The organism is Paenibacillus prosopidis (assembly GCF_003337375.1).
Lineage (GTDB): Bacteria > Bacillota > Bacilli > Paenibacillales > Paenibacillaceae > Pristimantibacillus > Pristimantibacillus prosopidis.
Genome location: NZ_QPJD01000001.1, coordinates 73,509 through 95,880 on the forward strand (window position 1 = coordinate 73,509; position 22,372 = coordinate 95,880).

Genomic DNA, 22,372 nt, shown 5'->3' on the forward strand with positions numbered 1-22,372 from the left:
ATGGCATATGTTGCGGTTACCGGCGGTCAAGAGGCGATTGAGGAAGCAAACGGCCTGGCCCATTTTTATAGAGTAAAGGATACAACGCCTAGTCTGGATATTGAATCCATTGAAAAGCAGCTGCGGCTCCTGGTCGACCGGGTTATGGGCGAAGGCGGAATGTACGCTCCAGAGTACGCGGCGCTTGCGCTTAAGCAGGCTGAGGGTGATCCGGCGGAAGCAGCATTCCTATTGCGGGCTTATCGTTCGACCCTTCCGAGAAACCATTATTCGTTAACTGTACAACCCGTTGATATGCGGGTTATCCGCAGAATTTCGTCCTCCTTTCGTGATATTCCAGGGGGGCAAATGCTGGGGCCGACCTATGATTATACGCACCGGATGCTGAATTTTTCCCTGCGGCAGGAAAGTAACGAGGATATGATTGCTTTTGCCAAGGAGTATACAGATGCGGCGGAACTTGCAGACGGCAGCCTCACCTTTAAGAAAGTAGCGGATTTGCTGCGCGAACAGGGACTTATGGCTAAAGCGGCCAAAGGAAAGTCCGAGGAACAGGAACCGTTCGATATTACGAGGCAAAAAATGACGATCCCCACCACCCGGGCAGCCCGTCTGCAGGCACTGACCCGCGGCGAGACCGGAGCGATGACGGCGCTGGCTTACAGCAGCATGCGGGGATATGGTGTTGTACACCCTACTATCGGTGAGCTTCGGGTTGGATACGCGCCGGTCTATATCCCGTATCCGTACAGCTCAGAGGGGGGAGATGATTGCCTGTATATAGGTGAACTGATGCTGACGGAAGTGGAAACCATTAATTCGTTTAAACAGGATGCGGAGTCCGGCAATGTTCAATTTTTACTCGGATATGGTCTATGCTTCGGTCAAAATGAGCTGAAAGGGATATCCATGGCCATTCTGGAACGCAGTCTGGAGACGGAAGGAACGGCACCGGCGCAGGATGAGGAGTTCGTACTGACGCATATCGATTCAGTTGAATCAAGCGGGTTCGTCTCACACTTGAAACTGCCTCACTATATAACATTCCAATCTTCGCTTGATCAAATAAGAAAAGTACAGGTTCAGAAGGCACAGCTGAAACCGGAGGAGGATGAGCGGGATGCAAACAACCGAGCAGAAGCAGAACAACCACAAGAGAACATTCAACACAGCCGAGTATAACTTTGCATTTTTGGATGAGGGCTCGAAGCGGGAGATACGCCGCAAATCTCTGAAGGCCGTAGCTATTCCAGGGTATCAGGTCGCCTTTGCTTCACGGGAAATGCCAATCGGAAGAGGCTGGGGAACAGGAGGATTGCAATTAACGCTTTCTTTGCTGGGCCGGCAGGATACGCTTAAAGTCATTGATCAAGGAAATGACGACAGCGTGAATGCGGTGAGTATTCGCCGATTAGTGGAGGAAACGAGCGGGATTCTTACAACAGAGGAAACAGCCCAAGCTTCTATCATTCAATCACGTCACCGCATCCCTGAGGAGAAGCTGAAGTTTGATCAAATTCTGGTTCTGCAGGTTCCGCAGCCGGAGCCGCTGCGGAAAGTCGAACGGCGGGAAGAGAGAACGAGAATCCAGCATGCTGAAATGGATTATAGCGCCATGTGGCTAACGCTTTATGAAAGTATCGTGAAATGGGGGAGCATCACGCTCGGCGCGGATTATCCCGTCATGGTGCATGAACGTTATATTATGGCCCCAAGTCCTATCCCGCGTTGGGATACGGAAAAGCTGCACCAAAGTCATCATCTGACCTTGTTCGGCGCTGGCCGGGAGAAGAAAATTTATGCAATTCCGCCCTATACGAATGTTCAGCCGCTAGAGTTTGAGGATTATCCGTTTGAGGTAGAATCCTTTGACGGCCTATCCTGCCGTCATTGCGGAAGCATGGATTCGTTTCTAGATGAAGTGGTGGACGATGAGGCGGGTATTACGATTCACCAGTGCTCCGACACCGCGTATTGCAGGCAGCAGCAAGAAAGGATAGGGTAGCCCATGTCGATGAACAGCGCAGATCTTATAAATAATGCGGAAAAAGAATGGGTGTGGAACGAAACACCGCTGCTGAAGGTTCGTGGACTTAGCAAACAATTCGGCGCCGGATGCATCCATTGTAAGCAGCCGACTTCCGATGAGCAGGAGGGCAGCCGCTGCCAATATTGCGGAAGCATTTGGGCATGCCGTAACTTAAGCTTCGACTTATATCCAGGTGAGATACTGGGTGTGGTCGGCGAGAGCGGATCGGGAAAAAGCACGCTCGTAAAATGCCTTTACTTTGATGAGGAAACGACAGTCGGTGAAATGAGCATTTCCAGCTACGAGGATAAAACCTCCAATCTGTTTGAGAAATCCGCCCAACAAAAACGATATATCCGCAATCATGTTATGGGTATGGTTTACCAGAATCCGCTTCTAGGACTCAGAATGCCGATATCCAGTAGCGGCAATATCGCTGAAAAGCTGTTCGCAGCCGATCATTATCATGTCGGCAGTATCCGTCAGCGAGCTGCTGATTTGCTGCAAAAAGTAGAAATTCCTCTGGCGCGCATGGATGAACCGCCAAAAAACTTCAGCGGCGGCATGCAGCAAAGAGTGCAAATATCAAAGGCGCTTGCCAATAATCCTCCGCTCCTGCTGCTCGATGAAGTGACGACCGGTCTCGACCTTTCCGTTCAGGCTAAGGTGCTGGATTTAATCCGAAACATTCAACGGGAGCTGCGGGTGGCCATGATCGTCGTCTCTCATGATCTCGGTGTGATTCGGATGCTTGCGGACCGTACGATGGTGCTGCGCCAGGGATTAATTGTGGAGCAGGGTTTAACGGATCAGATTCTGGAGGATCCGCGGCATCCTTACACTCAGCTGCTGGTCCATTCTTTATTGTAACAAGCGTAAATCCGAATAAAGAAAGCGGTGAGCCTCATTCTAAAAGCAATCGGTTTAGGTAAATGGTTTGAACTGTCCCTATCCCATCAAATGAAGGTTAGCCCCTTCCAAAATCTCTCCTTCGAGGTTGCAAAAGGCGAGTTTATGGGAATTGCGGGGCCAAGCGGAATTGGTAAATCCTCTATTCTGAAATGTCTATATCGCACGTACTTGCCATCTTCAGGCGAGATTTGGTTCGATTCATCTCTCTATGGAACGATCGATTTGGCTAAAGCGACCGAGCGTCAAATAACCCATTTGCGTATTCGTGAAATCGGCTATGTATCTCAGTTTTTTAAAGCCATCCCCCGTATATCCGCACTGGATGTTGTCGCAGACAGACTGCTGCCGCTCGGATATTCCTTAAACCAGGCAAGGGACCGCGCCATGCAGCTGCTCGAAAGACTGAATATTCCTGAGCAGTTATGGCAGGCATACCCTGCCACCTTCAGCGGCGGAGAGCAGCAGCGCGTGAATTTAGCCAGAGCCTTTGCCGTACGGCCGCGGCTGCTCATTCTGGATGAGCCTACCGCATCTCTGGATAACGATACAAAGCTGAACGTGCTGGCGCTCATGAAAGAGATGAAACAGGATGGCACGACAATGATCGGTGTGTTTCATGATTGGGATGTCATGGGCAAAGTGGCTGATCAAATATTGGATTTGCGTAAGCTCCAAGCAAGCAAAGAGCAGGAACAAATGGCGGGGATGTAGCATTTTTTTGCAAGCCCAGGCTTTCGAGCGGTTTTAAAATATAGGAAGTATAAGTTTGAACTTAGCCTATATTTCACCGCGAAACGAGCTTTGCCACGAGAGGACGGCGACAGCCGTTTACGCTTGTTTCATAAAACTTTAAGGAGATTCAATATGAGACAAAATTTAACGATACATGGCGGTAACATTGTTACGCCGCAAGGAATTGTAGAGAACGGAACGATCGTTATCGAAAACGGTTTGATAGCCGATATACGACCTTCTTCGCTGGCCGTACTATCTTCTACCGGGCATGATGCCCAAGGACTCTGGGTACTGCCGGGCATGATTGATACACACAGCGACGCCATCGAGCATGAGATGCAGCCAAGGCCGACAAGCCGGTTCGCTTTGGACTTCTCCTATTTTGAATTGGAACGAAAGCTCGTAAGCCAAGGGGTTACGACGATCTATCATTCACTGAGCATGTGGGGAGAAAATTCAACGAATGATTTTCGCAAAAATCAAAGCGTTGAAGAAATCGTTACTGCGATCGGAAAGCTTCGCAAGCAGGACCGCCTGATTCATCACCGGGTTCATATCCGCATTGAAATGACGAATGAGAGTGTGGTTCCGTTCGTCGAGGGGTTTATTAAGGACGGATTAATCGATCAAATATCGTTTATGGATCATACACCGGGTCAAGGTCAATACCGCAATACTGAGGTTCAGAAGAAGTTCATTATGGATCGCCAGAAAAAAACGGAAGAAGAAGTCATCGAACTTTTGGAAGAACGTAAAAACCGTCCCAAGATCAATAGCGATCAATTGCAAAAGCTTGCGGATATGGCCTTCGATAAGGGAATACCGTTGGCTTCTCATGACGATGATACGATAGAAAAGCTGGACAGAATGCAGCAATGGAGAGGTACGATTAGTGAATTTCCTGTTGATCTGGAGGTTGCGGTGGAAGCGAAGAGGCGCGGCTTGTATGTGGTCATGGGCGCACCGAATGTGATGTTGGGACGCTCCCACAGCAATAACCTTTCGGCACAGGAGGCGGTTAAAGCGGGCGTGGTTGACATACTCTGCTCCGACTACTATCCCCCGGCTATGCTCCGCGCGGTTTTCCTGCTGCACAAGCAGGGTCTGGGGCTTGTGGAAGCGGTCAATATGGTTTCATTAAACCCCGCAAAAGCATTAAATATCGACCATCGTACAGGATCCATCGAAATTGGTAAAGAGGCAGACTTGCTGATCGTAAAGGAACACAATCATTGCCCGATCATCGAAAAGGTTCTTGTTCACGGACAAGTGGTATGCCAGATGGACTATCTGAAAGGTTTGACGGATGCGTCAGTGAGGGGAGCAGAACGTATTGAAGCTTAGAGGCGTAGGAGTCAGCCTGATGTCATATGAGGTCGTCAGCAATCTTGAGCGGCTGAAGGCCAAGCTGGATTTTGTGCAGGAAGCAGGCTTTGATACCGTAGAAATCCCGATTCAGGGGATGAACGTGATCACAAACGGTGAGATCGAAACGAAGAGGCTGCATGCATACGCGAAGCTGTTCAGCGATACTTCCTTACATTTTACCATGCATGCTCCTTTTGATCTTAATTTGTTCCGCCAAGGCGATGCTGCCTTTGAAAGCAAACTGTTTATGACTTCACTTGAAGTAACGGGAGCGCTCGGATCGGAGGTTCTCGTCTACCATGTCGGACGATTTATCAGTGAAGAACAGTTTATATATCCTCATAGCTGGAGAAGTTTAACGATTGCCGAGAAGCAGCAATTGATGCAGCAGGAAGTCGACTTAATGCGTATCGCCGGGGATCGGGCCAAGCAGTTGAATGTGCGGATCGGGATGGAAAATATGCGGCCTTATCTGGATTGCCCTCATTATTGTTATTCAGTTGTACCGAAGGAACTGGCCCGGCAGGTAGCAGCCGTTAATCACTCCCACGTAGGGATTACATTAGATATCGGGCATCTGTATCTTTCCACTCAGATGTACGGGCTTCATTTGCAGGAGGAACTGGAAGCGATGATGCCCTATATCCTGCATATTCATATGCATGATAACTTTGGCAAACCCTGCTTTTCGACGGAGAAAAACCAGTATGAGCTTACTCCGCATGGACGAGGCGACATGCATATGCCGATCGGCAAGGGAGGCATTCCAATAGCGGAAATCGCAAAACTGATGGAAAATACAGCTATTAACGGATATCTCATTCACGAGGTCAGGGAGCAGTACGAATCTCATTGGGCCGATCTGGCTCAAAAACATAATCTCTTGTTTCTGAAGTCAGATGCTCAAGATAAACAATATTATGCAGGTTGATGTTACAAAGTATTACCAGAGGCAGGTGCGTGATTCAGGTGGTTAAACAAGGTAAAGTGGATTTGCATTGTCACACGAAGGCCTCGGACAATACGATGTCCGTCAGGGAGGTCATAGCAGCAGCGGAAGCTGCGGGAATCAGTCATCTTGCGATTACGGATCATGATACGACAATAGGGCTGGAGGAAGCTTTTACCCTTGGTCAGAGTCATGGGATTGAGGTTATTCAAGGGATTGAGATATCCGCTTATGATTATGTGCGAAACAGAAGAGCACATATTCTCGGCTATTATATTAAACCGAATCACCCTGCGATCGCAGAGGTTTGTGATCCAATCGTGAAGCAGCGGCATGAAGCTTCCCGCCAAATGGTCATGAGATTAAATGAGGCCGGTTATGAGATTACCTGGGATCAAGTACAAGCCTATGCAGCAGGCGGATCGGCCGTTTATAAACAGCATATTATGCATGCTCTAATGGACCGCGGTTATTGCAGCGAAATCCTTGGCGACTTGCACAAGCAACTGTTTTCACGCAGCGGTGAGGGCGGCGAGCCGGGGATTGCTTATATCCCGTTGCAGTATGCGGACGCCGTTTCCGCTATAGCGGCGATTCGTAAGGCGGGAGGCATTCCGGTGTTGGCGCATCCCGGGCAGCTGGACAATTATGATGCCATTGCCGACTGGACCCTCGCCGGTTTGGAGGGGATTGAGGTGTTTCATCCCTCCCACAACCGGGCCGCGGAAGAACAGAAGGCAAAAGAGTATGCGTCAAAATATAACCTGATCATGACGGGCGGTTCCGATTTTCACGGAGGGTACGGGAACGCTGACTACCCTCTGGGCAGTATGGATGCAGGGATGATCAATTTGCATGCATTAATAGAAAGAAAGTTGAAGCTGAGCGCTGTTTAATGCAGTGGGAATCATCCCCATCTTTCTTCATAGTGGGGATGATTTGACGTTGACTTCACTATGGGGAAAAATGTTTTTTCTCATCTACGCCTCGTTAGCTTCCTTATTATTTTCTTAAAAATCATGGCTAAGAAAAAGAAGGCAGGGGCAGGGTCATCTATACTCCAAATTGCCGGAGCTTTTTTAACGAAATGGGATTTTACGATTTGCAGGATGCTTAGCTGCTTGGTTCTGACATAATCCCGGCATGAGATGAGATCCTCAAACAAAAAGCAGAAAGCTATGCCCATATTACTCCTAACCGCATAACTTCCAATAGGCTTCCCAGTGAGCTCGTTATAGGCGAGCAGCGGGAAGTTTACTCCGCATTCTCTGAGAAGGGGATCCAGGGTAGTCGTTCTTGCATTCACTTCTAGCAAATAGTATTCTCCGGATACCGCATCCTTCTTGAACTCGATTTCAGCGAAACCCTTATAACCGATGGATTCTAAAAAGGGGGCTCCGATACGGTAAAGCTCCTCTACATATTTTTGCATTGTAAATGATGATGCGCCAAAGTTAATCGGGAACTGCCGCTGTTTTTGGCAGGTAACCCAGTGGGTAACCTTGGAGTTTTGGTCCAAGTAAGCATCAAACGTGTAAACATGATCATCGAAGCCTGGAATAATTCTTTGCGATGACCTCAAGTTTGGCTTGTGACGATTTCTCGATAGCTGCCCTCATTTCCTCCAAGTTATTGCATGTAAAAATTTTAGCTCTGAATGGATACAAAAGTGGGGGAATCAGTTGGTTTCACGATGCACGGAAATCTGATTTCGGTAACCACCCGTTCTTCGAAGCCCTTCTCAGTTGGACTCAGAGATTCTGGTACTAATACACCGTGCTGTGTCGCTAGAGAGTGAAGATATTCTTTATCCATGATGCTGCTCCAAAATCCCTGATCGGTCATATTGATGTGGTAGTAATTTTTAAGTTCATCGAGATAAAAATCAATGAATTCTACATAAGGGTCCACGCTTGGGAATAGGACAGGCTTCGCTTCCTGTTTTTTGGCATAATCGATTAAATAACGCAAAAGTTCTTCTTTCTGTTTCCTATAATGAGGAACAATTAATTGTTCGCTTAAATATTTGGATTTAGCGCCATATGTATTTTCTTTGGAATGATCCATTGCGACAGTGTAGATGCCATTGGAGCCGAGGCCACGTATGATGCTTAAACCGGTATAAAAATTCGAGCCGAGTATGACAGCTTTATTTTCCACGAAATAACACTCGCTTCCTTAACCATATTAGTTATTAATGTCATTCGAGATGATTCGTTATTAACCTCTAAGTTTTAGAAAATATCTTATAAAAAGGAAGGATGGGCTGGGGGAACGATCAGACAATCGTTTGAAGGTGGGGGATCATATATAAAACTTATTGTTAACTTGACTATAAAAACCGAGCGTTTCTGGGTTATTTGCCCAAATAACGCGCTCGGTTTTTTTTATTAAAAGGTAATCAAAATGAGCTAAAAAGAAATAACTTCTCCATCATCAGGAACAATAGTGCTATGCTCCAGGCTTCGCTCCTTTAGAAATGCTCTGAGATGCTGACGTTTGAATGTACAATGGCTAATCGCATCCATATGAACGGCAACGATCTTCGTGGCTGGCGACAACTGCGCAATGCGAACGATATCTTCGGCAGACATCGTAATAACAGTTCCTAACAGCATCTGTGCGCGCGGCGTATTCAAGATCGCAATATCCGGAAGAGTCGCTCGGAATACCTCTTCGATAGCTGGGGTGTAAATACAGTCACCGACAATGTAAATTGAACCGTCCGCTGACGTACTTACAATGAATCCGGATACCGGGCCAAGCAGCTTGGCAACGACACCTTTGGCATGTTGTCCTTTAATCCGTTTTAACTGAATTCCAGACCATACTAACGAATCATGAATGACGTGTACATTGAAGAAACCGGCGGTTTGTAAGAAAGCCTGATCCTCAGGTTGGCAAAAGACAGGTATCCTCTTGTTCAGAACGGTGATTGCCCTTTGATCCAAATGGTCAAAATGCCGGTGTGTCAAGAGTATCGCATCCATGTCTTCAAAGAAATGAAGCGGAACAGGCAGCGGAGTTAGCGGATTTCTGCGAAGTGATCGAGTGAAAGGAACCGGCGGAAGATCGCCTACGTCACTTAGCATAGGATCCACAAGTATTTTTTTGCCGTTTATGGTTACTACCGATGTAGCATTGCGAATGTGTTGAATTGAAATTGGCATTAAGAACAACTCCTTCTTTTTAATACCGACCGGTCTGTTTTAAATTAGCATAAATTTGTTTCTTTATCAAGCATATTTTTCCATAAAAATTGTCTGAAGCTTCTTCTTAGGTGTTGTACTCGACAAGAGAGTGTGCTACTTTAAGACCAATCGGTATTTTTTTGAAATGAGGGTTGGATATGGGGAAGGGACAAGTTACGAAAGAACACATTATACGCCAGTCAGCTGGTTTGTTTAATACGAAAGGGTATACTGGCACATCTCTGTCCGAGATTATCGAACGCTGCAATGTCCGCAAGGGAGGCATTTATAATCATTTTGAAAATAAGGATGAGATCGCGCTGGCTGCATTTGATTATTCATTTACGCAATTAAAGAATCTGCTGGCCGAAGCACTGGCAAAGTGTTCTGACCCAACGGATAAAATGCTGGCGATATGTGATGTGTACGTAACGCTTATTGAACAGGATGCATGTGAGGGCGGGTGCCCCATACTTAATACCGCAGTTGAGAGCGACGATGGTCACCCGCTGTTAAAGGAAAGGGCCCAGCTTGCAATGACTGAGCTGATTACGGCCTTGGAGAATATTATTAAGGAAGGCATCAATCAGCAAGAATTTCGAAGGGATATCGATGTGGAAGCTGCGTGCAGTGTGGTAATCGCTCTATTCGAAGGCGGGGTTATGCTGAGCAAATTGTATGATGATAGTAAGTATATCCGGTATTGCACCGACCAAGTAAGGGCTTATATTAAGGGGAATATGGGTGTTGGAGCCTAGGCTTCTTGTGATGTTTAACCCCGTTAAAATGTCATTTAAGATGAATCACTATCAACCTCTAAATATTACAAAAAAGAAGCGGCCCAAGTAGATAATTAAATGGGCGAGCTTCTTTTTTGTATATTAATCTAGTTTAAAACAGCGGAGTCGGGTTTGTTACCCGCATGTGCAGTTCAGCACCGGCTTACGGGCGGCGGTCGCCTCGTCGAGACGCTTAACGACCGTCGTATAAGGCGCGTTGATGACCAGCTCCGGCGTAGTTTCCGCTTCCTTTGCGATTTGAATCATCGTATCGATAAAGCTGTCGAGCGTTTCTTTGCTCTCTGTTTCAGTCGGCTCGATCATGATGCATTCCTCGACGTTAAGCGGGAAATAGATGGTCGGCGGATGATAGCCGAAATCGAGCAGCCGCTTGGCTACGTCAAGCGTGCGGACGCCGTACTGCTTCAGCTTCTTACCGGACAAGACGAACTCGTGCTTGCAAAGTCCCGGATAGGCGACCTCGTAATAGGGTGCGAGGCGGTGCATCATGTAGTTGGCGTTCAGCACCGCGAGCTCCGATACGCGGCGAAGGCCGTCCGGACCATACGTACGGATGTACGTGTAGGCGCGGACCAGGATGCCGAAGTTGCCGTAGTACGCCTTCACGCGACCGATTGATTGCGGCCGGTCGTAATCCCAATAGAACGTTCCGTCCCCGCGCTTGCCGACGATCGGCTTAGGCAGGAATGGGATGAGCTTGCTTTTCACGCCTACGGGACCGGCGCCAGGGCCGCCGCCGCCATGCGGTGTGCTCATCGTCTTGTGCAGGTTCAAATGGACGACGTCAAAGCCCATGTCGCCGGGACGCGTAATGCCCATGATGGCATTGGAATTCGCGCCGTCGTAGTAGAGCAAGCCGCCTGCATCGTGAACAATTTCGGCGATTTCGACGATTTGCTCCTCAAACAGGCCGAGCGTGCTCGGATTCGTAAGCATGAGAGCTGCAGTGTCGCTTCCGACTACTGCGCGCAGTGCGTCAAGATCGACCATGCCGCGCTCATTGGACTTGATCGTAATCGTATCGTAGCCGGCAACCGTTGCGCTGGCTGGATTCGTTCCGTGCGAGGAGTCCGGCACGATAACCTTCGTGCGCTGCTCGCCGCGGCTTTCGTGATAGGCGCGGATCAGCATGAGGCCAGTCCATTCGCCATGCGCGCCGGCGGCGGGCTGCAGCGTCACCTGGTCCATGCCGGTCAACGCAGTGATATCGTTCTGCAGCGTATACAACATTTCCAGAGCGCCTTGAATGCTTTCCTCGGGCTGGTAAGGGTGGATCTTGGCGAAGCCGGCGAACCGGGCGACATCCTCGTTAATTTTCGGATTGTATTTCATGGTGCAGGAGCCGAGCGGATAGAAGCCGTTGTCGATGCCGAAGTTGCGGCGCGACAATTCCGTATAGTGGCGAATGATGTCGACCTCGTATACCTCGGGCAGCTCCGCAGACTTGCTGCGCAGAAGACCCGCTGGAATCAACGCCGAAGCATCCGTCTCCGGGACGTCGCATTCGGGCAGCGAATAGGCGACGCGCCCTGGCTTGCTTAATTCGAATATTAGCGCTTTTTCCGATTTCATACGCTCGCCTCCAGTTCGCCGATGAATCGGTCGATTTCATCTTTCGTCCGCCGTTCAGTGACAGCGATGAGCATACGGCCTTTCAGTTCGGGATAAGGGATGCCGAGTTCGTAGCCGCCGATGTAGCCGGCCTTAAGCAGCTTCGCGTTCACGTTCTTCAAGTCGGCGCCGTCCGGCAGCTTTACGACGAACTCGTTGAAGAACGGGGAGGCGAACTCCAGTGACAGGGAGCTTTGGGTAATGCGGTCTGCCGCGTAATGCGATTTACGGACGTTGAGCAGCGCGGCCTCCTGCATGCCTGCCTTGCCGAGGGTTGACATATAGACGGAGGCGCACAGTGCCAGCAGCGCCTGGTTCGAGCATATATTCGACGTCGCTTTCTCGCGGCGGATATGCTGCTCGCGCGCTTGAAGCGTAAGCACGAACCCGCGCTTGCCGTCCTGATCGACGGTCTGGCCGACGATTCGGCCGGGAATACGGCGCATAAGCGGCTCGGTTACGGCGAAGAACCCGCAGGTCGGGCCGCCGAGCGATGCCGGGATGCCAAGCGGCTGGGCGTCGCCGACGACGATATCAGCGCCAAGCTCGCCAGGCGATTCAAGCAAACCGAGCGATATCGGATTCACGCTGAGCACGAGCAAAGCCTTCTTGGCATGAACGAGCGGCTCGATCGCCCGCACGTCCTCGATGCAGCCGAAAAAGTTCGGCGATTGCAGAAGTACGGCGGCTGTATCATCCGTGATAGCGGCGGCCAGCGCCTCCGCGTCGGTGACGCCGTCCTTAAAGCCGACCTCGATCACCTCAAGGCCGAGGCCGTGCGCGGAGGTGAGTACAATGTCTCTCGCTTCCGGATGAACGGCGCGGGAGACGACGACCTGCTTCCTCTTCGTCGCGCCGCTGGCAAGTGCTGCGGCCTCCGCGAGGGCGGTGGCGCCGTCATACATGCTGGCGTTGGCCACCTTCATCCCGGTCAGCTCGCAAATATAGGATTGAAATTCGAAAATCGCCTGCAGCTCGCCTTGGCTGATCTCCGGCTGGTAAGGGGTGTAAGCCGTATAAAATTCGGAACGGGAGAGGATATGGTTGATAACAACGGGAATATGATGATCGTACAGCCCCGCGCCGAGAAAGCTGGCATAACGGTCGAAATCAGCATTGCGGTCGGCAAGCCCGCGCATATGCTTCAGGAGCGCCGGCTCATTGAGCCTTCCGGACATCGGAAGGACGCCGGGATAGCGGACGGCAGCGGGAATGTCGGCGAACAAGTCCTCTATGGATTCGGCGCCGACCGTGGCGAGCATGTCGGCCTGGTCCTGTTCCGTCACCGGCAAATAACGATGCTTCATGATTGGGCAGCTCCTTTTTTATAGAATGGCGTCTTCACGACTTGCGCTTTCAGATGCTTGCCGCGAATTTCAACCCATACTTCGGTATTGATACCCGCGTAGGCGGCATCTATTAGCGCCAGTCCGAGATTGCGCTTCAGCGTCGGAGACTGCGTGCCGGTTGTAACCTCCCCGATCAGGGAGCCTTCCGCATAGACGGGATAATGCGAGCGTGGAATGCCGCGATCGATCAGCTCAAGCCCGACAAGCTTGCGCGGCACGCCTTCGTTCTTCTGAAGCACGAGCGCATCGCGTCCGATGAAGCTGCCTTTGTCCAGCTTCACGAAGAAGCCGAGGCCGGCTTCGAGCGGCGAAATGGACTTCGACAGCTCTTGGCCGTATAGCGGCAGCCTTGCTTCGAAGCGAAGCGTATCGCGTGCGCCAAGTCCTGCCGGAATAAGACCGTTCGGTTCGCCTGAGGCAAGCAGTTCCTTCCAGATGGCCGGAGCGTCGCTCGCCGCGCAATAGATTTCGAAGCCGTCCTCACCGGTATAGCCGGTTCGGGAGAGAAGTGCGGGAGCGCCGCATACGTCTGCCTGATGAATGAAATGGAAAGAGGGCAGCGAATCAATCGGCGAATCCGTCACCTTCGAGAGAATTGCTGCGGCTTCCGGACCCTGCAGGGCGAGAAGCGCCGTTTCGGACGAAACGTTCTCGATGACGACGTCGCCGATGAGATGGTCCAGCAGCCATTGCAGGTCTTTGTCGATATTGGATGCGTTCACGACGAGCATGAATTGATCAGCCGACAGCTTGTAGACTAGCAGATCGTCAACCGTGCCGCCGCTTTCGTAGCACATTAGCGTATATTGGGCCTGACCGACGGAAAGCCTCGAGACGTCATTGGTCACCATCTGCTGCAGGAACTTCTCGGCGTATTGCCCGGTTACGATAAATTCGCCCATATGGGAAACGTCGAACAGCCCGGCCTGTCTACGTACAGCTTCATGCTCGCGTACGATACCGTGAAACTGAACCGGCAGGTCCCAGCCGCCGAAATCGATGCAGCGGATGGAAGGAAAGTCCGCATATAGCGGGTAGAGCGGGGTGCGTTTTAATGAACTCATCTCTTCACCTCTTTAGCGTAGGATAGGTGCCGATAATAAAATAGGACAGGCAAAAGGAAACACTATACGGGCGAAGCAAGCTTAGCCCGCATAGTTGTCCTTCTGCTCTGTCCTTTGTACCTGAGAGTTGCCTCCACACATAAAGTAAGTGATATTAAATGTTACTTATGTGTGAGTTTCCCCTTGGGTGATCCTATGCCTAGGATTCTCTCCAGAGATGCGTCCGGTAAAGGTCCTTTTGCCTGAGAGATTCACCGTTTAACCGGCTTACTCCTTCGGCGTTACCCGTAATCGGTAATCTCTCCCGCTACCATCATCCGCTTATTCGGTTTTCGTTTTACCTGTTCCTGTAAATATTATAAGCGCTGTTCGCAGCACCGTGTCAACAATTATTTCATTAGAAAATGTTTATTGTAAGCTATATTGACATGGCTCGTCCGCTGTTTTATTCTGTTGAGGAAAGCAGCCAAGGGGTAACAAAAGCCGGCTTCAGACGGTCGTTCATAATCTCTCAGGTATCGAGGACAGAGAAAAGGCGTAAGCCATTTCCCTGTCCTTTTATAAATGATTGCTAAATTCTAATCCAATACAAAGAAAAGAGGCGTTCCGCATGAGCGAAATTAGAGAGCATTTGGGGTACAGCGACGAGCATGAGTGGGCTTTGAAGATAGAAGGCAGCGTGGTGCGGATCGGTATTACAGATTATGCGCAAAGCCAGCTTGGTGATATCGTGTTCGTGGAATTTCCGGAGGTTGGGACCGTCGTCGCGGTGGGCGAAAGCATAGGGACGATCGAATCGGTGAAAACGGTATCCGAGCTCTATTGCCCGGTACCAGGTACAGTGACAAAGGTGAATGAGGTGCTTGTAGAACAGCCGGAGCTTGTGAACGGCGATCCTTACGGGGAGGGCTGGATCATTGAGGTCGCGGTTGAAGGCGATTTGGAGGAAGCACTCGGCAGGCTGCTTACAGCGGAAGGATACCGTGCTTTGATTGGTTAACGTTGGCATGCAGTTTCGCCCAATTCAGAGCGAATGCGGACATTAAATCCGGTTTGAAGTCCTATTAAAGTCACTTGATGTGGAACCCAGTTTGTTTACCGGGGCCCTCTTGTTCGAGGACTCCCGGTCCTTACTCTATAGACGCTCAATAACGCTAAGCTTTTTCTTCCCCAGACTCATCCTCATTTGCCGCATCATTCACGATGCCGCAAGCGCCTTTAAACCCGTCGTTTTCTTGCCACTCCTTAAGATGTTCCCGCATTTCCGCGTCTCCCGGCATTTCCGCTGTCAATTTTGCGCCTGACTGGCTGAATTCGACGTGACCCTTTCCGGTCTGCTTTTCCATTGATTTGACCTCCGCAACCTGGTTTAGATTCGTAAGCCTTATTGTTTTTCCAGATTTCGGTGGAAAATATTCCTACGTCGTTTTATACACTTCCCGGATCGCATCTTCAATGTCCGGTTCCTTCACGCTCAAGTCCTGAATAGGCAGCTTCTGCGACAGATCGGAAATAAGCTCTGCTGCGGTCATGCGCTGCTTCTCGAACTGGTACCAAATTTTAAGCCCGTCCCGTTTGATGATTTCTGCAGCAGGGTGGGAGAGATCATCGCATGGATGCTGCAGCTCCACGACAAGCAGACGGTGCGGCGTTAATTTGTGAATAAGCGATTCGATCGGGCCGTCCTCCACGACTTTGCCGTGATTAACGACAACCAAGCGGCTGCATAACTGCTCGACGTCATCCAGATCATGTGTCGTCAAAATAACCGTAACGCCCCGGTTACGATTCATTTCCTTGATAAAATCGCGAATGGCATGCTTTGCGTCGGCATCGAGTCCGATTGTCGGCTCGTCCAGGAAAAGCACCTCGGGAGAATGAAGCATGGCGGCAGCCAAGTCGCCGCGCATGCGCTGCCCGAGCGACAATTGACGCACTGGCGTATCAATAAACTCATTCAGCTTGAGCACATCGCTCAGCACAGCCAAATTTTCCTCATACGTCGTTTTATCGATTTGGTATATGCGCCTTAAGAGCTCGAATGATTCGCCCAGCCGTAAATCCCAATAAAGCTGCGTACGCTGACCGAATACAACGCCAAGCTTGCGCACGACCGCTTTCCGGTCCGCTTGGGGAGAGATGCCGCATACTTTGATAGAGCCGGAGGTGGGGTGTAGAATGCCGGTCAGCATTTTAATGGTCGTGCTTTTTCCAGCGCCGTTAGGGCCGATATAACCGACGATCTCACCGGGCGCAATGGAGAAGCTGATGCCGTCGACTCCTTTTACCTTCGTTTTCTCCGGAAACAGGAGGCTTTTGAGCGCCCCCCGCAGCCCGCTTTCTTTCTTGGCAACCATATATTCCTTCACTAATTCGTTTACCTCGATTACAGCTTCCATTTTCGTCTGCACCCCGCTTTGTTATGAGCCTGCGCTCTCGTAGCTTTTCATCCCGATTCGAAAAACCCACTGCGACAATAAGAAACATACGATTCCGATCGCCGGCGTCCATAATGCGAGGCTGAGCGGAAGCTGCAGTCCGCCGCTGCTTTTCCCAAGAAATTCAACAGCCGGATAAAAGCTGATGAACCCGATTGGAATCAGAAAGGTAAAGAGCACCTGAATGACATTCGGATAAATACTGAGCGGATACATCGTTCCGCGTTCCAGCATCGCAAGGGCAAAGCTCACCATTGAAGCATTCCGTTTGGTCCAGAAGGCAATCGTACCCAGGCTGATAAATAAAGCGGCGCGAATGAAGACGCCTCCTAACAGCACAAGGAGCAGCTTAACGATATTAAAGGCCGTCCATTCGAAACCGGCCAGCTGGCAGCCATAAATGAAAATAATAATGCCTGGAATGCAATCGATAAGCCCTATAAAATTGACATAGCTCGCCACTAGCTGGAAGAAGACATTCATCGGGCGCAGCAGCAGCCGGTCGAATGCCCCATTAATGACCATGTTGTCGATATGCCACGTATTAATGAAGAAGACGACAAAAATGCCGTGGCTGATTAACCCTAACCCGTATAAAAAAGTGAGCTCGGGAAAATCCCAACCGTTAAGCGGCTGAAAGCGGTCGACGATGATTTTCAGCATCCAGATGCCTGAGAAATATTGAATGGGAATCATAAGGAGCCAGCTAAACAGAAACAGCGGATATTCAAGCTGCCGCTGAATGGCCAGACGCGCAAAGCAGGCTGCAACGGAGACGTAATGCCGGATTGAGGATACCATCTTTTGCAAATCAGCCTCCTTGGATTAAGGTCTTTGTCTTGGTTCGCTTCCAACCGGCCGCAAGCAGGATGAACAAGAAGGCAATCCATACGGCTTGAATGCCCATGGCTGCGAGTGCTTCTTTTGTTCCGACAGTGCCTATGTAGATGCCAAGCGGCGTCTGGTACGTGTATTGAAAAGGCAGAAACTTCGACACCGTCTGAACGCTTTCCGGGAAAAACCAGAGCGGAACGATGCTCCCGGATAATACGCGCACGATGCTGTCTTTAACAATACCCATGTTGCCGAGCTCCATGACCCAGAATGCAATTAAGCCGACAAGCGCGCTTAGAAGCCATAGAATGCCGTAGCTTAAAAGGCAGCTGGGGATGAACAGCAGCAGACTGATGGCGGACGAAGGCCAAGGAATGCCGAAAAAGAGCGACGCGAACAGGAGCAGCGGGAGAACCTTGTTGGCCAGAGCGCTTAGCATCCCGCCGAGATCGTCAGCCAAATAACAAGCGAATAGAGGGATGGGGCGGTAAAAGTCGGTTACGATTTGTCCTTCTCTGATTTTGTAATAGATCGTATCCTGCACGCCGCAGACGAACATGGAAGACAGCGTGATGGAAAGGATAGTGTAAGTGGTGAGATCTTGAAGATTAAGCGTATTAACCTGCTGAATGCCGCCGCCATATGCTGCTTTCCAGAGAAATACGGATGCCAGCATCAGAATCAGATTGGTGCCTACGGAAGCAAACACTTCGAAACGGTAAGCCAAGCTTGTAAGCAGTCTCATTTTAGTAATATACCAATAAGCCTGAAGCATGGATGACCCCCTTTATACGTTATCTGCTGTAAATATTTATCAAGTATAAGAGAGTGCAATTAGGGTTGCAATAACAAAATACAGCTGCTTACAAATCATTTACCCGAGAAAGGAGGAATTGTTCACTTTCATATGGAATGTTCACTTGTTGGAGGAGGCGTAATCGAATACCATGAGCTTTTACGAGCAAATTCATACGGAAAAGAAGGGAAAGAATATGGGCTCAAATAGACAAAAAAAGTCCCATGGAAATCTGGAGATTTTAAAAATCGTATTAATCTTCACGTTTATTACAGGTCTATGGATTGTATTTACAGATAGTATATTGTTTATCTTTTTCAAGGAAGCAGAAATAATTACCAGATTACAAACCATCAAAGGCTGTTTATTCATTCTTATAATGGCTTGGATGCTTTATTTACTTATGAAACGGAATAACTTTAAGCGGAATCAAATAGAAGAAATGCTTCGTGACAGCGAATCAAGATACCGAAGAATTATCAAGCTGTCGCCTGAACCAATAACCATTCACAGCGACGGTATTTTGATTTATGCGAATGATGCTGCGTTAAAAATAGTTGGGGCTGCCAAGGTTGAGGAAGTGATAGGAAAACCATTCTTTGATTTCTTACACCCTGACTATCATGAGAAGGAAAAAGAACGGCATCAATCTATGACATCGATAGAGGATCGTTTGGAAGGCTTTGAGCAGAAGATTATCCGATTGGATGGCGAGATTATAGAAGTCGAAACCTCAAGCATCTGTATTGATGAATATCTGGGTAAGCCTGTGATTCAAAATGTGATGAAAGACATAACCGAGCGCAAGCGAACAGACGAAATGCTCAGGAAGTCCGAGAAGCTTTCCGTGGTAGGGCAGTTGGCTGCAGGGGTTGCTCATGAAATTCGAAATCCATTGACATCTTTAAAAGGGTTTTTGCAACTATTAAATTCAAAAAATCTGGGTCACAATAAATATTTTGATATTATGCAAGCCGAGATCGAGCGAATCAATTTCATCGTAAATGAATTTATGATCGTTTCAAATCCCCAGGTCGTCCGCTCCCAGGAGGAAAAAAATCTGGAGAGTATTCTTGAAAATATCGTATTGCTGCTCGGCGCGCAGGCAAATCTTATAAATGTGCAAATTGCAACAGAATTTGAAAGTGATATTCCCTTAATAAAGTGTGATGAAAATCAGTTGAAGCAGGTTTTTATTAATATTCTTAAAAATGCTCTGGAAGCGATGGATAGTGGAGGCGTAATCCTTATTCAAGTTAAGAATATTCAGCCTAATAAAATATTAATTCGGTTTATTGATCAAGGTATAGGTATTCCTGAGGAACAAATTCCAAAGCTGGGCGAACCTTTTCATTCCACTAAAGAGTATGGAACGGGGCTCGGATTAATGGTAACTAATAAAATAATAGAAGGACACAGGGGCAGCATGTCTATAAAGAGTAAAGTTAACCAAGGGACAACCGTGGATATCATCCTTCCTATTGAATAATAAATTTCAAGTAACCTGTCGACATGAACCGGCATACGTCTCCTGCAGCCTCGGTTAGAATGGAATGGATCTGCCGATGATGAAAGGGAGGATTATGAAATTGAAAACCTACGATGTCATTATGATTGGGAGCGGCCACAATGCCTTAATTACCGCCGCTTACTTGACGCGTGCGGGCCGCACCGTGTTAGTGCTGGAGAAAAACGATCGGCCGGGAGGCTTTCTGCGCACAGAGGAGCTCACACTCCCGGGCTTTAAGCATGACGTGTACTCAGCGGCCCACCCGCTGTTGCTGACGGGTCCCGCCTATGCAGACCTTGGGGAAGCTCTTGAAGCACGAGGACTACGTTACATAAATACGGAGCTTCCGACGGGCGTGTCGATGGAAGACGGGCGGACGGGAGTGTTCGCGCGCTCGTTTGAGGATCTTATCGCGGAAGCCGAGCGGCTGGCTCCAGGTGATGGCGCCGCGTTGGCCCGTATGTTCGAAGAATTCAATCCCTATGCCGGGGATGTGTTTACACTATTTAATATGGACCTCGCAGGCCCTCAAGCTTCAGCTATTATTAATAAGCTTCTTCACGATACCGGGCGTCCGGGCTACTCGGCGTTCGCCGCATCTTTGTTATCAACCGCCCGTAACGCTGTAAGCTCTTTCCAATCTCCTGTACTTCGCGCAATGCTGGGACCGTGGGTCACGCATCTTGGACGTACGCCTGACGAAATCGGAAGCGGCGTATGGGTTCCGCTCACTGCGATGGCTCTGATGGGCGGCGGAATGCCCATACCTGAAGGCGGCAGCGAGAAGCTTGCGCAGGCACTGGCGCAGCTGGTGCAGGACCAGGGCGGAACCATCCGTACCCATACGCAAGCCAAGAGAATTGTAGTGAAGCATGGACTTGCCGTAGGTGTGCAAACATCCGATGGCGAACAATATCATGCCAAACATGCGGTCGTCGCCTCGACAGGTCCGGATCAGCTCTATCTCTCACTTCTGGCGGATGCGGAAGTCAGCCCTTCTCTGACTACGCAAGCGAAGAAGTTCCGGTACGGCCGGGGCTGCGTGCAAATCCACCTCGCGCTTAGCGAGCCGCCGCGTTGGCCGGATGCGCGCTTTGCCAAGGTCGGTCAGCCGCATTTGACCGATGGGCTGGACGGCTTCACGCAGGCGATTGCGCAAGGGATGTCGGATTTACTTCCGGTTAAGCCGACCTTTACGGTGGACTGCTCCACTAATCTGGATCCGACCCGTGCGCCGGCAGGCAAGGCCGTAATGCGGATACAAGTGCTTGAAGTGCCGTGCCGTCCCCGCGGCGACGCCGCCGGTCAAATCGATGTCGGCGACGGCACATGGACAACGGATCTCACCGAGCGTTTCACCGAGCGTGTGCTGGCAATCGTAAGCAAGCATATCCCGAATATCCCAAGCGCGGTTATCGGCCACTCGGTTATTACCCCTGATACGATTGCGCGATACAATCCGAACTCAGGTCCAGGCGATCCGTACGGCGGAGCGCATGATTTGGCGCAAAGCTATTTGTTCCGGCCGCTCCCGTCGCAGCCTAGCCATCAGACGGAGGTGCCGAATCTTTATTTGCTGGGCGCAGCAACCTGGCCGGGTCACGGAATCAACGGAGGGTCGGGCTATATCGTAGCTCAAAAGCTGTTGTCAAACGATTGATTTACCCAAATCCTGCGCCCGGGCTGAGGAACAGGAGAAAGCGGAAAGCACGCCATTGCTGCCGAAGAAATTTGAGATCATGCAGGAGAAATTTAGAAAATGCTATCTATGATAGGGATGCAATCACGTAATCGTGATTTGCATCCCTTATTTAAGTGATCTCGTTCCGATTTGGCGGGAAGCGTCTCTTTTACGGATAGCGGAGGAACGTTCTATTCGCTTGACCGGACTTAAAAGCTGGAAAAGACTATCATTGCTTTGGAGGCTCATGTCGCGATATGCTGTGTATATCTTTTCATTACATACGAATAGGAATCGATGACATATGAAAATCGGTTTTTTTGACTCGGGGATCGGCGGATTAACCGTATTGGCGGAAGCTCTTCGGCGGCTCCCTGCCGAGGATTACCTTTATATGGCGGATACGCTTCATGTACCATATGGAAACAAATCGAAGGATGAAGTGAGATCGTTCATCCTTGAGACGGTAAAGACAATGGCTGAGGAGGGCATCGATGCGCTGGTCGTGGCATGCAACACGGCAACCAGTATTGGCGTAGCAGAGCTGAGAACCCTATACTCCTTTCCTATAGTCGGAATGGAGCCCGCGGTCAAACCGGCAGTGGAAATGAACCGTATGACAGGCAGAAGAGTATTGGTATTCGCTACGCCCTTAACCCTGCAAATGCCTAAGTATTATGCGCTCGTATCCCGGGTAGACGAAGAGGGTATCGTGGATTCGCTGCCCTTGCCGGAGCTTGTGAGCTATTGTGAAAATTTGCAGTTCGACAAACGTGTTATGGGAGAATACTTCCGGGATAAGCTTTCCGGTTATGACTTAAATCAGTATGGAATTATCGTGCTGGGCTGCACGCATTATCCTTTTTATAGGGAGATACTTCGCGAGATGCTGCCGCCGCACATTCAAATCGTCGACGGTAACGCCGGGACGGTGAAACGTTTGTCTGCGCTGCTGAACCGTTACGGGATCTCAGAAGGAAGAGGCAGCGGGAGCGTACGGTTTATGTGTACCGGCGGGGAAGCTGCTTATATGGATAAAATGCAGACTGCTCTTGCCATCATTCGGGGAATGGACGTGCAGAACGAGGAGATTCATAATTCATAA

22 protein-coding genes and 2 riboswitches are annotated in these 22,372 nt (G+C 49.7%); of the genes, 12 read left to right on the forward strand and 10 right to left on the reverse strand.

Annotated elements, in window-relative coordinates:
• The 7 genes from DFP97_RS00315 to DFP97_RS00345 all read left to right on the forward strand — a co-directional run bounded on the left by DFP97_RS00315 (position 1) and on the right by DFP97_RS00345 (position 6,889).
• A complete protein-coding gene (locus DFP97_RS00315) occupies positions 1-1,182 on the forward strand; it encodes a carbon-phosphorus lyase complex subunit PhnI (protein ID WP_114377996.1) in 1,182 nt (393 codons plus the stop codon).
• A complete protein-coding gene (locus DFP97_RS00320; RefSeq protein WP_114377997.1) occupies positions 1,121-2,005 on the forward strand; it encodes an alpha-D-ribose 1-methylphosphonate 5-phosphate C-P-lyase PhnJ in 885 nt (294 codons plus the stop codon). The genes DFP97_RS00315 and DFP97_RS00320 overlap by 62 nt, the downstream gene beginning before the upstream one ends.
• A gap of 9 nt (positions 2,006-2,014) precedes the next feature.
• Complete coding sequence (locus DFP97_RS00325; RefSeq protein ID WP_114378306.1) at positions 2,015-2,899, forward strand: ATP-binding cassette domain-containing protein; 885 nt, start codon at positions 2,015-2,017, stop codon at positions 2,897-2,899.
• Positions 2,900-2,926: 27 nt separating this feature from the next.
• Positions 2,927-3,652, forward strand: coding sequence for a phosphonate C-P lyase system protein PhnL (locus tag DFP97_RS00330; protein WP_245975769.1), 726 nt, complete (start codon positions 2,927-2,929; stop codon positions 3,650-3,652).
• Positions 3,653-3,805: 153 nt separating this feature from the next.
• The gene (gene phnM, locus DFP97_RS00335; protein ID WP_114377999.1) at positions 3,806-5,020 is read left to right on the forward strand and encodes a phosphonate metabolism protein PhnM; all 1,215 of its coding nucleotides are present in this window, start codon (positions 3,806-3,808) and stop codon (positions 5,018-5,020) included.
• A 19-nt stretch (positions 5,021-5,039) separates the two neighbouring features.
• The gene (locus tag DFP97_RS00340; RefSeq protein ID WP_114378000.1) at positions 5,040-5,975 is read left to right on the forward strand and encodes a sugar phosphate isomerase/epimerase family protein; all 936 of its coding nucleotides are present in this window, start codon (positions 5,040-5,042) and stop codon (positions 5,973-5,975) included.
• 29 nt (positions 5,976-6,004) lie between these two features.
• The gene (locus tag DFP97_RS00345; protein ID WP_245975771.1) at positions 6,005-6,889 is read left to right on the forward strand and encodes a PHP domain-containing protein; all 885 of its coding nucleotides are present in this window, start codon (positions 6,005-6,007) and stop codon (positions 6,887-6,889) included.
• A gap of 80 nt (positions 6,890-6,969) precedes the next feature.
• On the opposite strand, the gene DFP97_RS31290 is transcribed toward DFP97_RS00345, so the two are convergent.
• The 3 genes from DFP97_RS31290 to DFP97_RS00355 form a co-directional block, all read right to left on the reverse strand.
• A complete protein-coding gene (locus DFP97_RS31290) occupies positions 6,970-7,425 on the reverse strand; it encodes a hypothetical protein (RefSeq protein ID WP_245975773.1) in 456 nt (151 codons plus the stop codon).
• Between the two features lie 215 nt (positions 7,426-7,640).
• Positions 7,641-8,153 carry a hypothetical protein gene (locus DFP97_RS31295; RefSeq protein ID WP_245975774.1) on the reverse strand — a complete coding sequence of 171 codons (513 nt, stop codon included), beginning with the start codon at positions 8,151-8,153 and terminating at the stop codon, positions 7,641-7,643.
• 251 nt (positions 8,154-8,404) lie between these two features.
• Entirely contained in the window at positions 8,405-9,163 is a 759-nt protein-coding gene (locus tag DFP97_RS00355) for an MBL fold metallo-hydrolase (RefSeq protein WP_114378002.1), read from the reverse strand.
• Between the two features lie 179 nt (positions 9,164-9,342).
• Here DFP97_RS00355 and DFP97_RS00360 point away from each other — a divergent pair, with 179 nt between their 5' ends.
• Positions 9,343-9,942 carry a TetR/AcrR family transcriptional regulator gene (locus tag DFP97_RS00360; protein WP_114378003.1) on the forward strand — a complete coding sequence of 200 codons (600 nt, stop codon included), beginning with the start codon at positions 9,343-9,345 and terminating at the stop codon, positions 9,940-9,942.
• A 156-nt stretch (positions 9,943-10,098) separates the two neighbouring features.
• Here DFP97_RS00360 and gcvPB read toward each other — a convergent pair whose 3' ends face one another.
• From gcvPB to gcvT, 3 genes are read right to left on the reverse strand one after another with little or no spacing between them, the layout of a single operon-like run.
• On the reverse strand, positions 10,099-11,556 hold the full coding sequence (gene gcvPB / locus DFP97_RS00365) for an aminomethyl-transferring glycine dehydrogenase subunit GcvPB (RefSeq protein ID WP_114378004.1): 1,458 nt from the start codon (positions 11,554-11,556) through the stop codon (positions 10,099-10,101).
• Entirely contained in the window at positions 11,553-12,902 is a 1,350-nt protein-coding gene (gene gcvPA, locus DFP97_RS00370; RefSeq protein ID WP_114378005.1) for an aminomethyl-transferring glycine dehydrogenase subunit GcvPA, read from the reverse strand. The genes gcvPB and gcvPA overlap by 4 nt, the downstream gene beginning before the upstream one ends.
• Complete coding sequence (gcvT, locus tag DFP97_RS00375) at positions 12,899-14,008, reverse strand: glycine cleavage system aminomethyltransferase GcvT (RefSeq protein ID WP_114378006.1); 1,110 nt, start codon at positions 14,006-14,008, stop codon at positions 12,899-12,901. The genes gcvPA and gcvT overlap by 4 nt, the downstream gene beginning before the upstream one ends.
• 105 nt (positions 14,009-14,113) lie before the next feature.
• Positions 14,114-14,225, reverse strand: a riboswitch (glycine riboswitch).
• 3 nt (positions 14,226-14,228) lie between these two features.
• A riboswitch (glycine riboswitch) is annotated at positions 14,229-14,325 on the reverse strand.
• Positions 14,326-14,618: 293 nt separating this feature from the next.
• On the opposite strand from gcvT, the gene gcvH reads away from it, so the two are divergent.
• Positions 14,619-15,008 (forward strand): glycine cleavage system protein GcvH, encoded by a 390-nt coding sequence (gene gcvH, locus DFP97_RS00380; protein WP_114378007.1) that lies wholly within the window; start codon positions 14,619-14,621, stop codon positions 15,006-15,008.
• Between the two features lie 154 nt (positions 15,009-15,162).
• On the opposite strand, the gene DFP97_RS00385 is transcribed toward gcvH, so the two are convergent.
• From DFP97_RS00385 to DFP97_RS00400, 4 genes are all read right to left on the reverse strand, one after another.
• Positions 15,163-15,354, reverse strand: coding sequence for a hypothetical protein (locus tag DFP97_RS00385; RefSeq protein WP_114378008.1), 192 nt, complete (start codon positions 15,352-15,354; stop codon positions 15,163-15,165).
• Between the two features lie 72 nt (positions 15,355-15,426).
• A complete protein-coding gene (locus DFP97_RS00390) occupies positions 15,427-16,407 on the reverse strand; it encodes an ABC transporter ATP-binding protein (protein ID WP_114378009.1) in 981 nt (326 codons plus the stop codon).
• Positions 16,408-16,428: 21 nt separating this feature from the next.
• Complete coding sequence (locus DFP97_RS00395; RefSeq protein ID WP_245975837.1) at positions 16,429-17,247, reverse strand: ABC transporter permease; 819 nt, start codon at positions 17,245-17,247, stop codon at positions 16,429-16,431.
• Between the two features lie 10 nt (positions 17,248-17,257).
• Positions 17,258-18,055 carry an ABC transporter permease gene (locus DFP97_RS00400; protein WP_114378011.1) on the reverse strand — a complete coding sequence of 266 codons (798 nt, stop codon included), beginning with the start codon at positions 18,053-18,055 and terminating at the stop codon, positions 17,258-17,260.
• Positions 18,056-18,227: 172 nt separating this feature from the next.
• Here DFP97_RS00400 and DFP97_RS00405 point away from each other — a divergent pair, with 172 nt between their 5' ends.
• The 3 genes from DFP97_RS00405 to murI all read left to right on the forward strand — a co-directional run bounded on the left by DFP97_RS00405 (position 18,228) and on the right by murI (position 22,372).
• Positions 18,228-19,565, forward strand: coding sequence for an ATP-binding protein (locus DFP97_RS00405; RefSeq protein WP_114378012.1), 1,338 nt, complete (start codon positions 18,228-18,230; stop codon positions 19,563-19,565).
• Between the two features lie 94 nt (positions 19,566-19,659).
• Positions 19,660-21,246 carry a phytoene desaturase family protein gene (locus tag DFP97_RS00410; protein WP_220271111.1) on the forward strand — a complete coding sequence of 529 codons (1,587 nt, stop codon included), beginning with the start codon at positions 19,660-19,662 and terminating at the stop codon, positions 21,244-21,246.
• A gap of 325 nt (positions 21,247-21,571) precedes the next feature.
• Positions 21,572-22,372, forward strand: a complete 801-nt coding sequence (gene murI / locus DFP97_RS00415; protein ID WP_114378014.1) for a glutamate racemase — start codon at positions 21,572-21,574, stop codon at positions 22,370-22,372.

Coding starts and splice junctions, on each gene's coding strand:
- DFP97_RS00315 (WP_114377996.1), top strand. CDS start 1: ATGGCATATGTTGCGGTTACCGGCGGTCAAGAGGCGATTGAGGAAGCA.
- DFP97_RS00320 (WP_114377997.1), top strand. CDS start 1,121: ATGCAAACAACCGAGCAGAAGCAGAACAACCACAAGAGAACATTCAAC.
- DFP97_RS00325 (WP_114378306.1), top strand. CDS start 2,015: ATGAACAGCGCAGATCTTATAAATAATGCGGAAAAAGAATGGGTGTGG.
- phnM (WP_114377999.1), top strand. CDS start 3,806: ATGAGACAAAATTTAACGATACATGGCGGTAACATTGTTACGCCGCAA.
- DFP97_RS00340 (WP_114378000.1), top strand. CDS start 5,040: ATGTCATATGAGGTCGTCAGCAATCTTGAGCGGCTGAAGGCCAAGCTG.
- DFP97_RS31290 (WP_245975773.1), bottom strand. CDS start 7,425: ATGCAAAAATATGTAGAGGAGCTTTACCGTATCGGAGCCCCCTTTTTA.
- DFP97_RS00355 (WP_114378002.1), bottom strand. CDS start 9,163: ATGCCAATTTCAATTCAACACATTCGCAATGCTACATCGGTAGTAACC.
- DFP97_RS00360 (WP_114378003.1), top strand. CDS start 9,343: ATGGGGAAGGGACAAGTTACGAAAGAACACATTATACGCCAGTCAGCT.
- gcvPB (WP_114378004.1), bottom strand. CDS start 11,556: ATGAAATCGGAAAAAGCGCTAATATTCGAATTAAGCAAGCCAGGGCGC.
- gcvPA (WP_114378005.1), bottom strand. CDS start 12,902: ATGAAGCATCGTTATTTGCCGGTGACGGAACAGGACCAGGCCGACATG.
- gcvT (WP_114378006.1), bottom strand. CDS start 14,008: ATGAGTTCATTAAAACGCACCCCGCTCTACCCGCTATATGCGGACTTT.
- gcvH (WP_114378007.1), top strand. CDS start 14,619: ATGAGCGAAATTAGAGAGCATTTGGGGTACAGCGACGAGCATGAGTGG.
- DFP97_RS00385 (WP_114378008.1), bottom strand. CDS start 15,354: ATGGAAAAGCAGACCGGAAAGGGTCACGTCGAATTCAGCCAGTCAGGC.
- DFP97_RS00390 (WP_114378009.1), bottom strand. CDS start 16,407: ATGGAAGCTGTAATCGAGGTAAACGAATTAGTGAAGGAATATATGGTT.
- DFP97_RS00395 (WP_245975837.1), bottom strand. CDS start 17,247: ATGGTATCCTCAATCCGGCATTACGTCTCCGTTGCAGCCTGCTTTGCG.
- DFP97_RS00400 (WP_114378011.1), bottom strand. CDS start 18,055: ATGCTTCAGGCTTATTGGTATATTACTAAAATGAGACTGCTTACAAGC.
- DFP97_RS00405 (WP_114378012.1), top strand. CDS start 18,228: ATGAGCTTTTACGAGCAAATTCATACGGAAAAGAAGGGAAAGAATATG.
- DFP97_RS00410 (WP_220271111.1), top strand. CDS start 19,660: ATGAAATTGAAAACCTACGATGTCATTATGATTGGGAGCGGCCACAAT.
- murI (WP_114378014.1), top strand. CDS start 21,572: ATGAAAATCGGTTTTTTTGACTCGGGGATCGGCGGATTAACCGTATTG.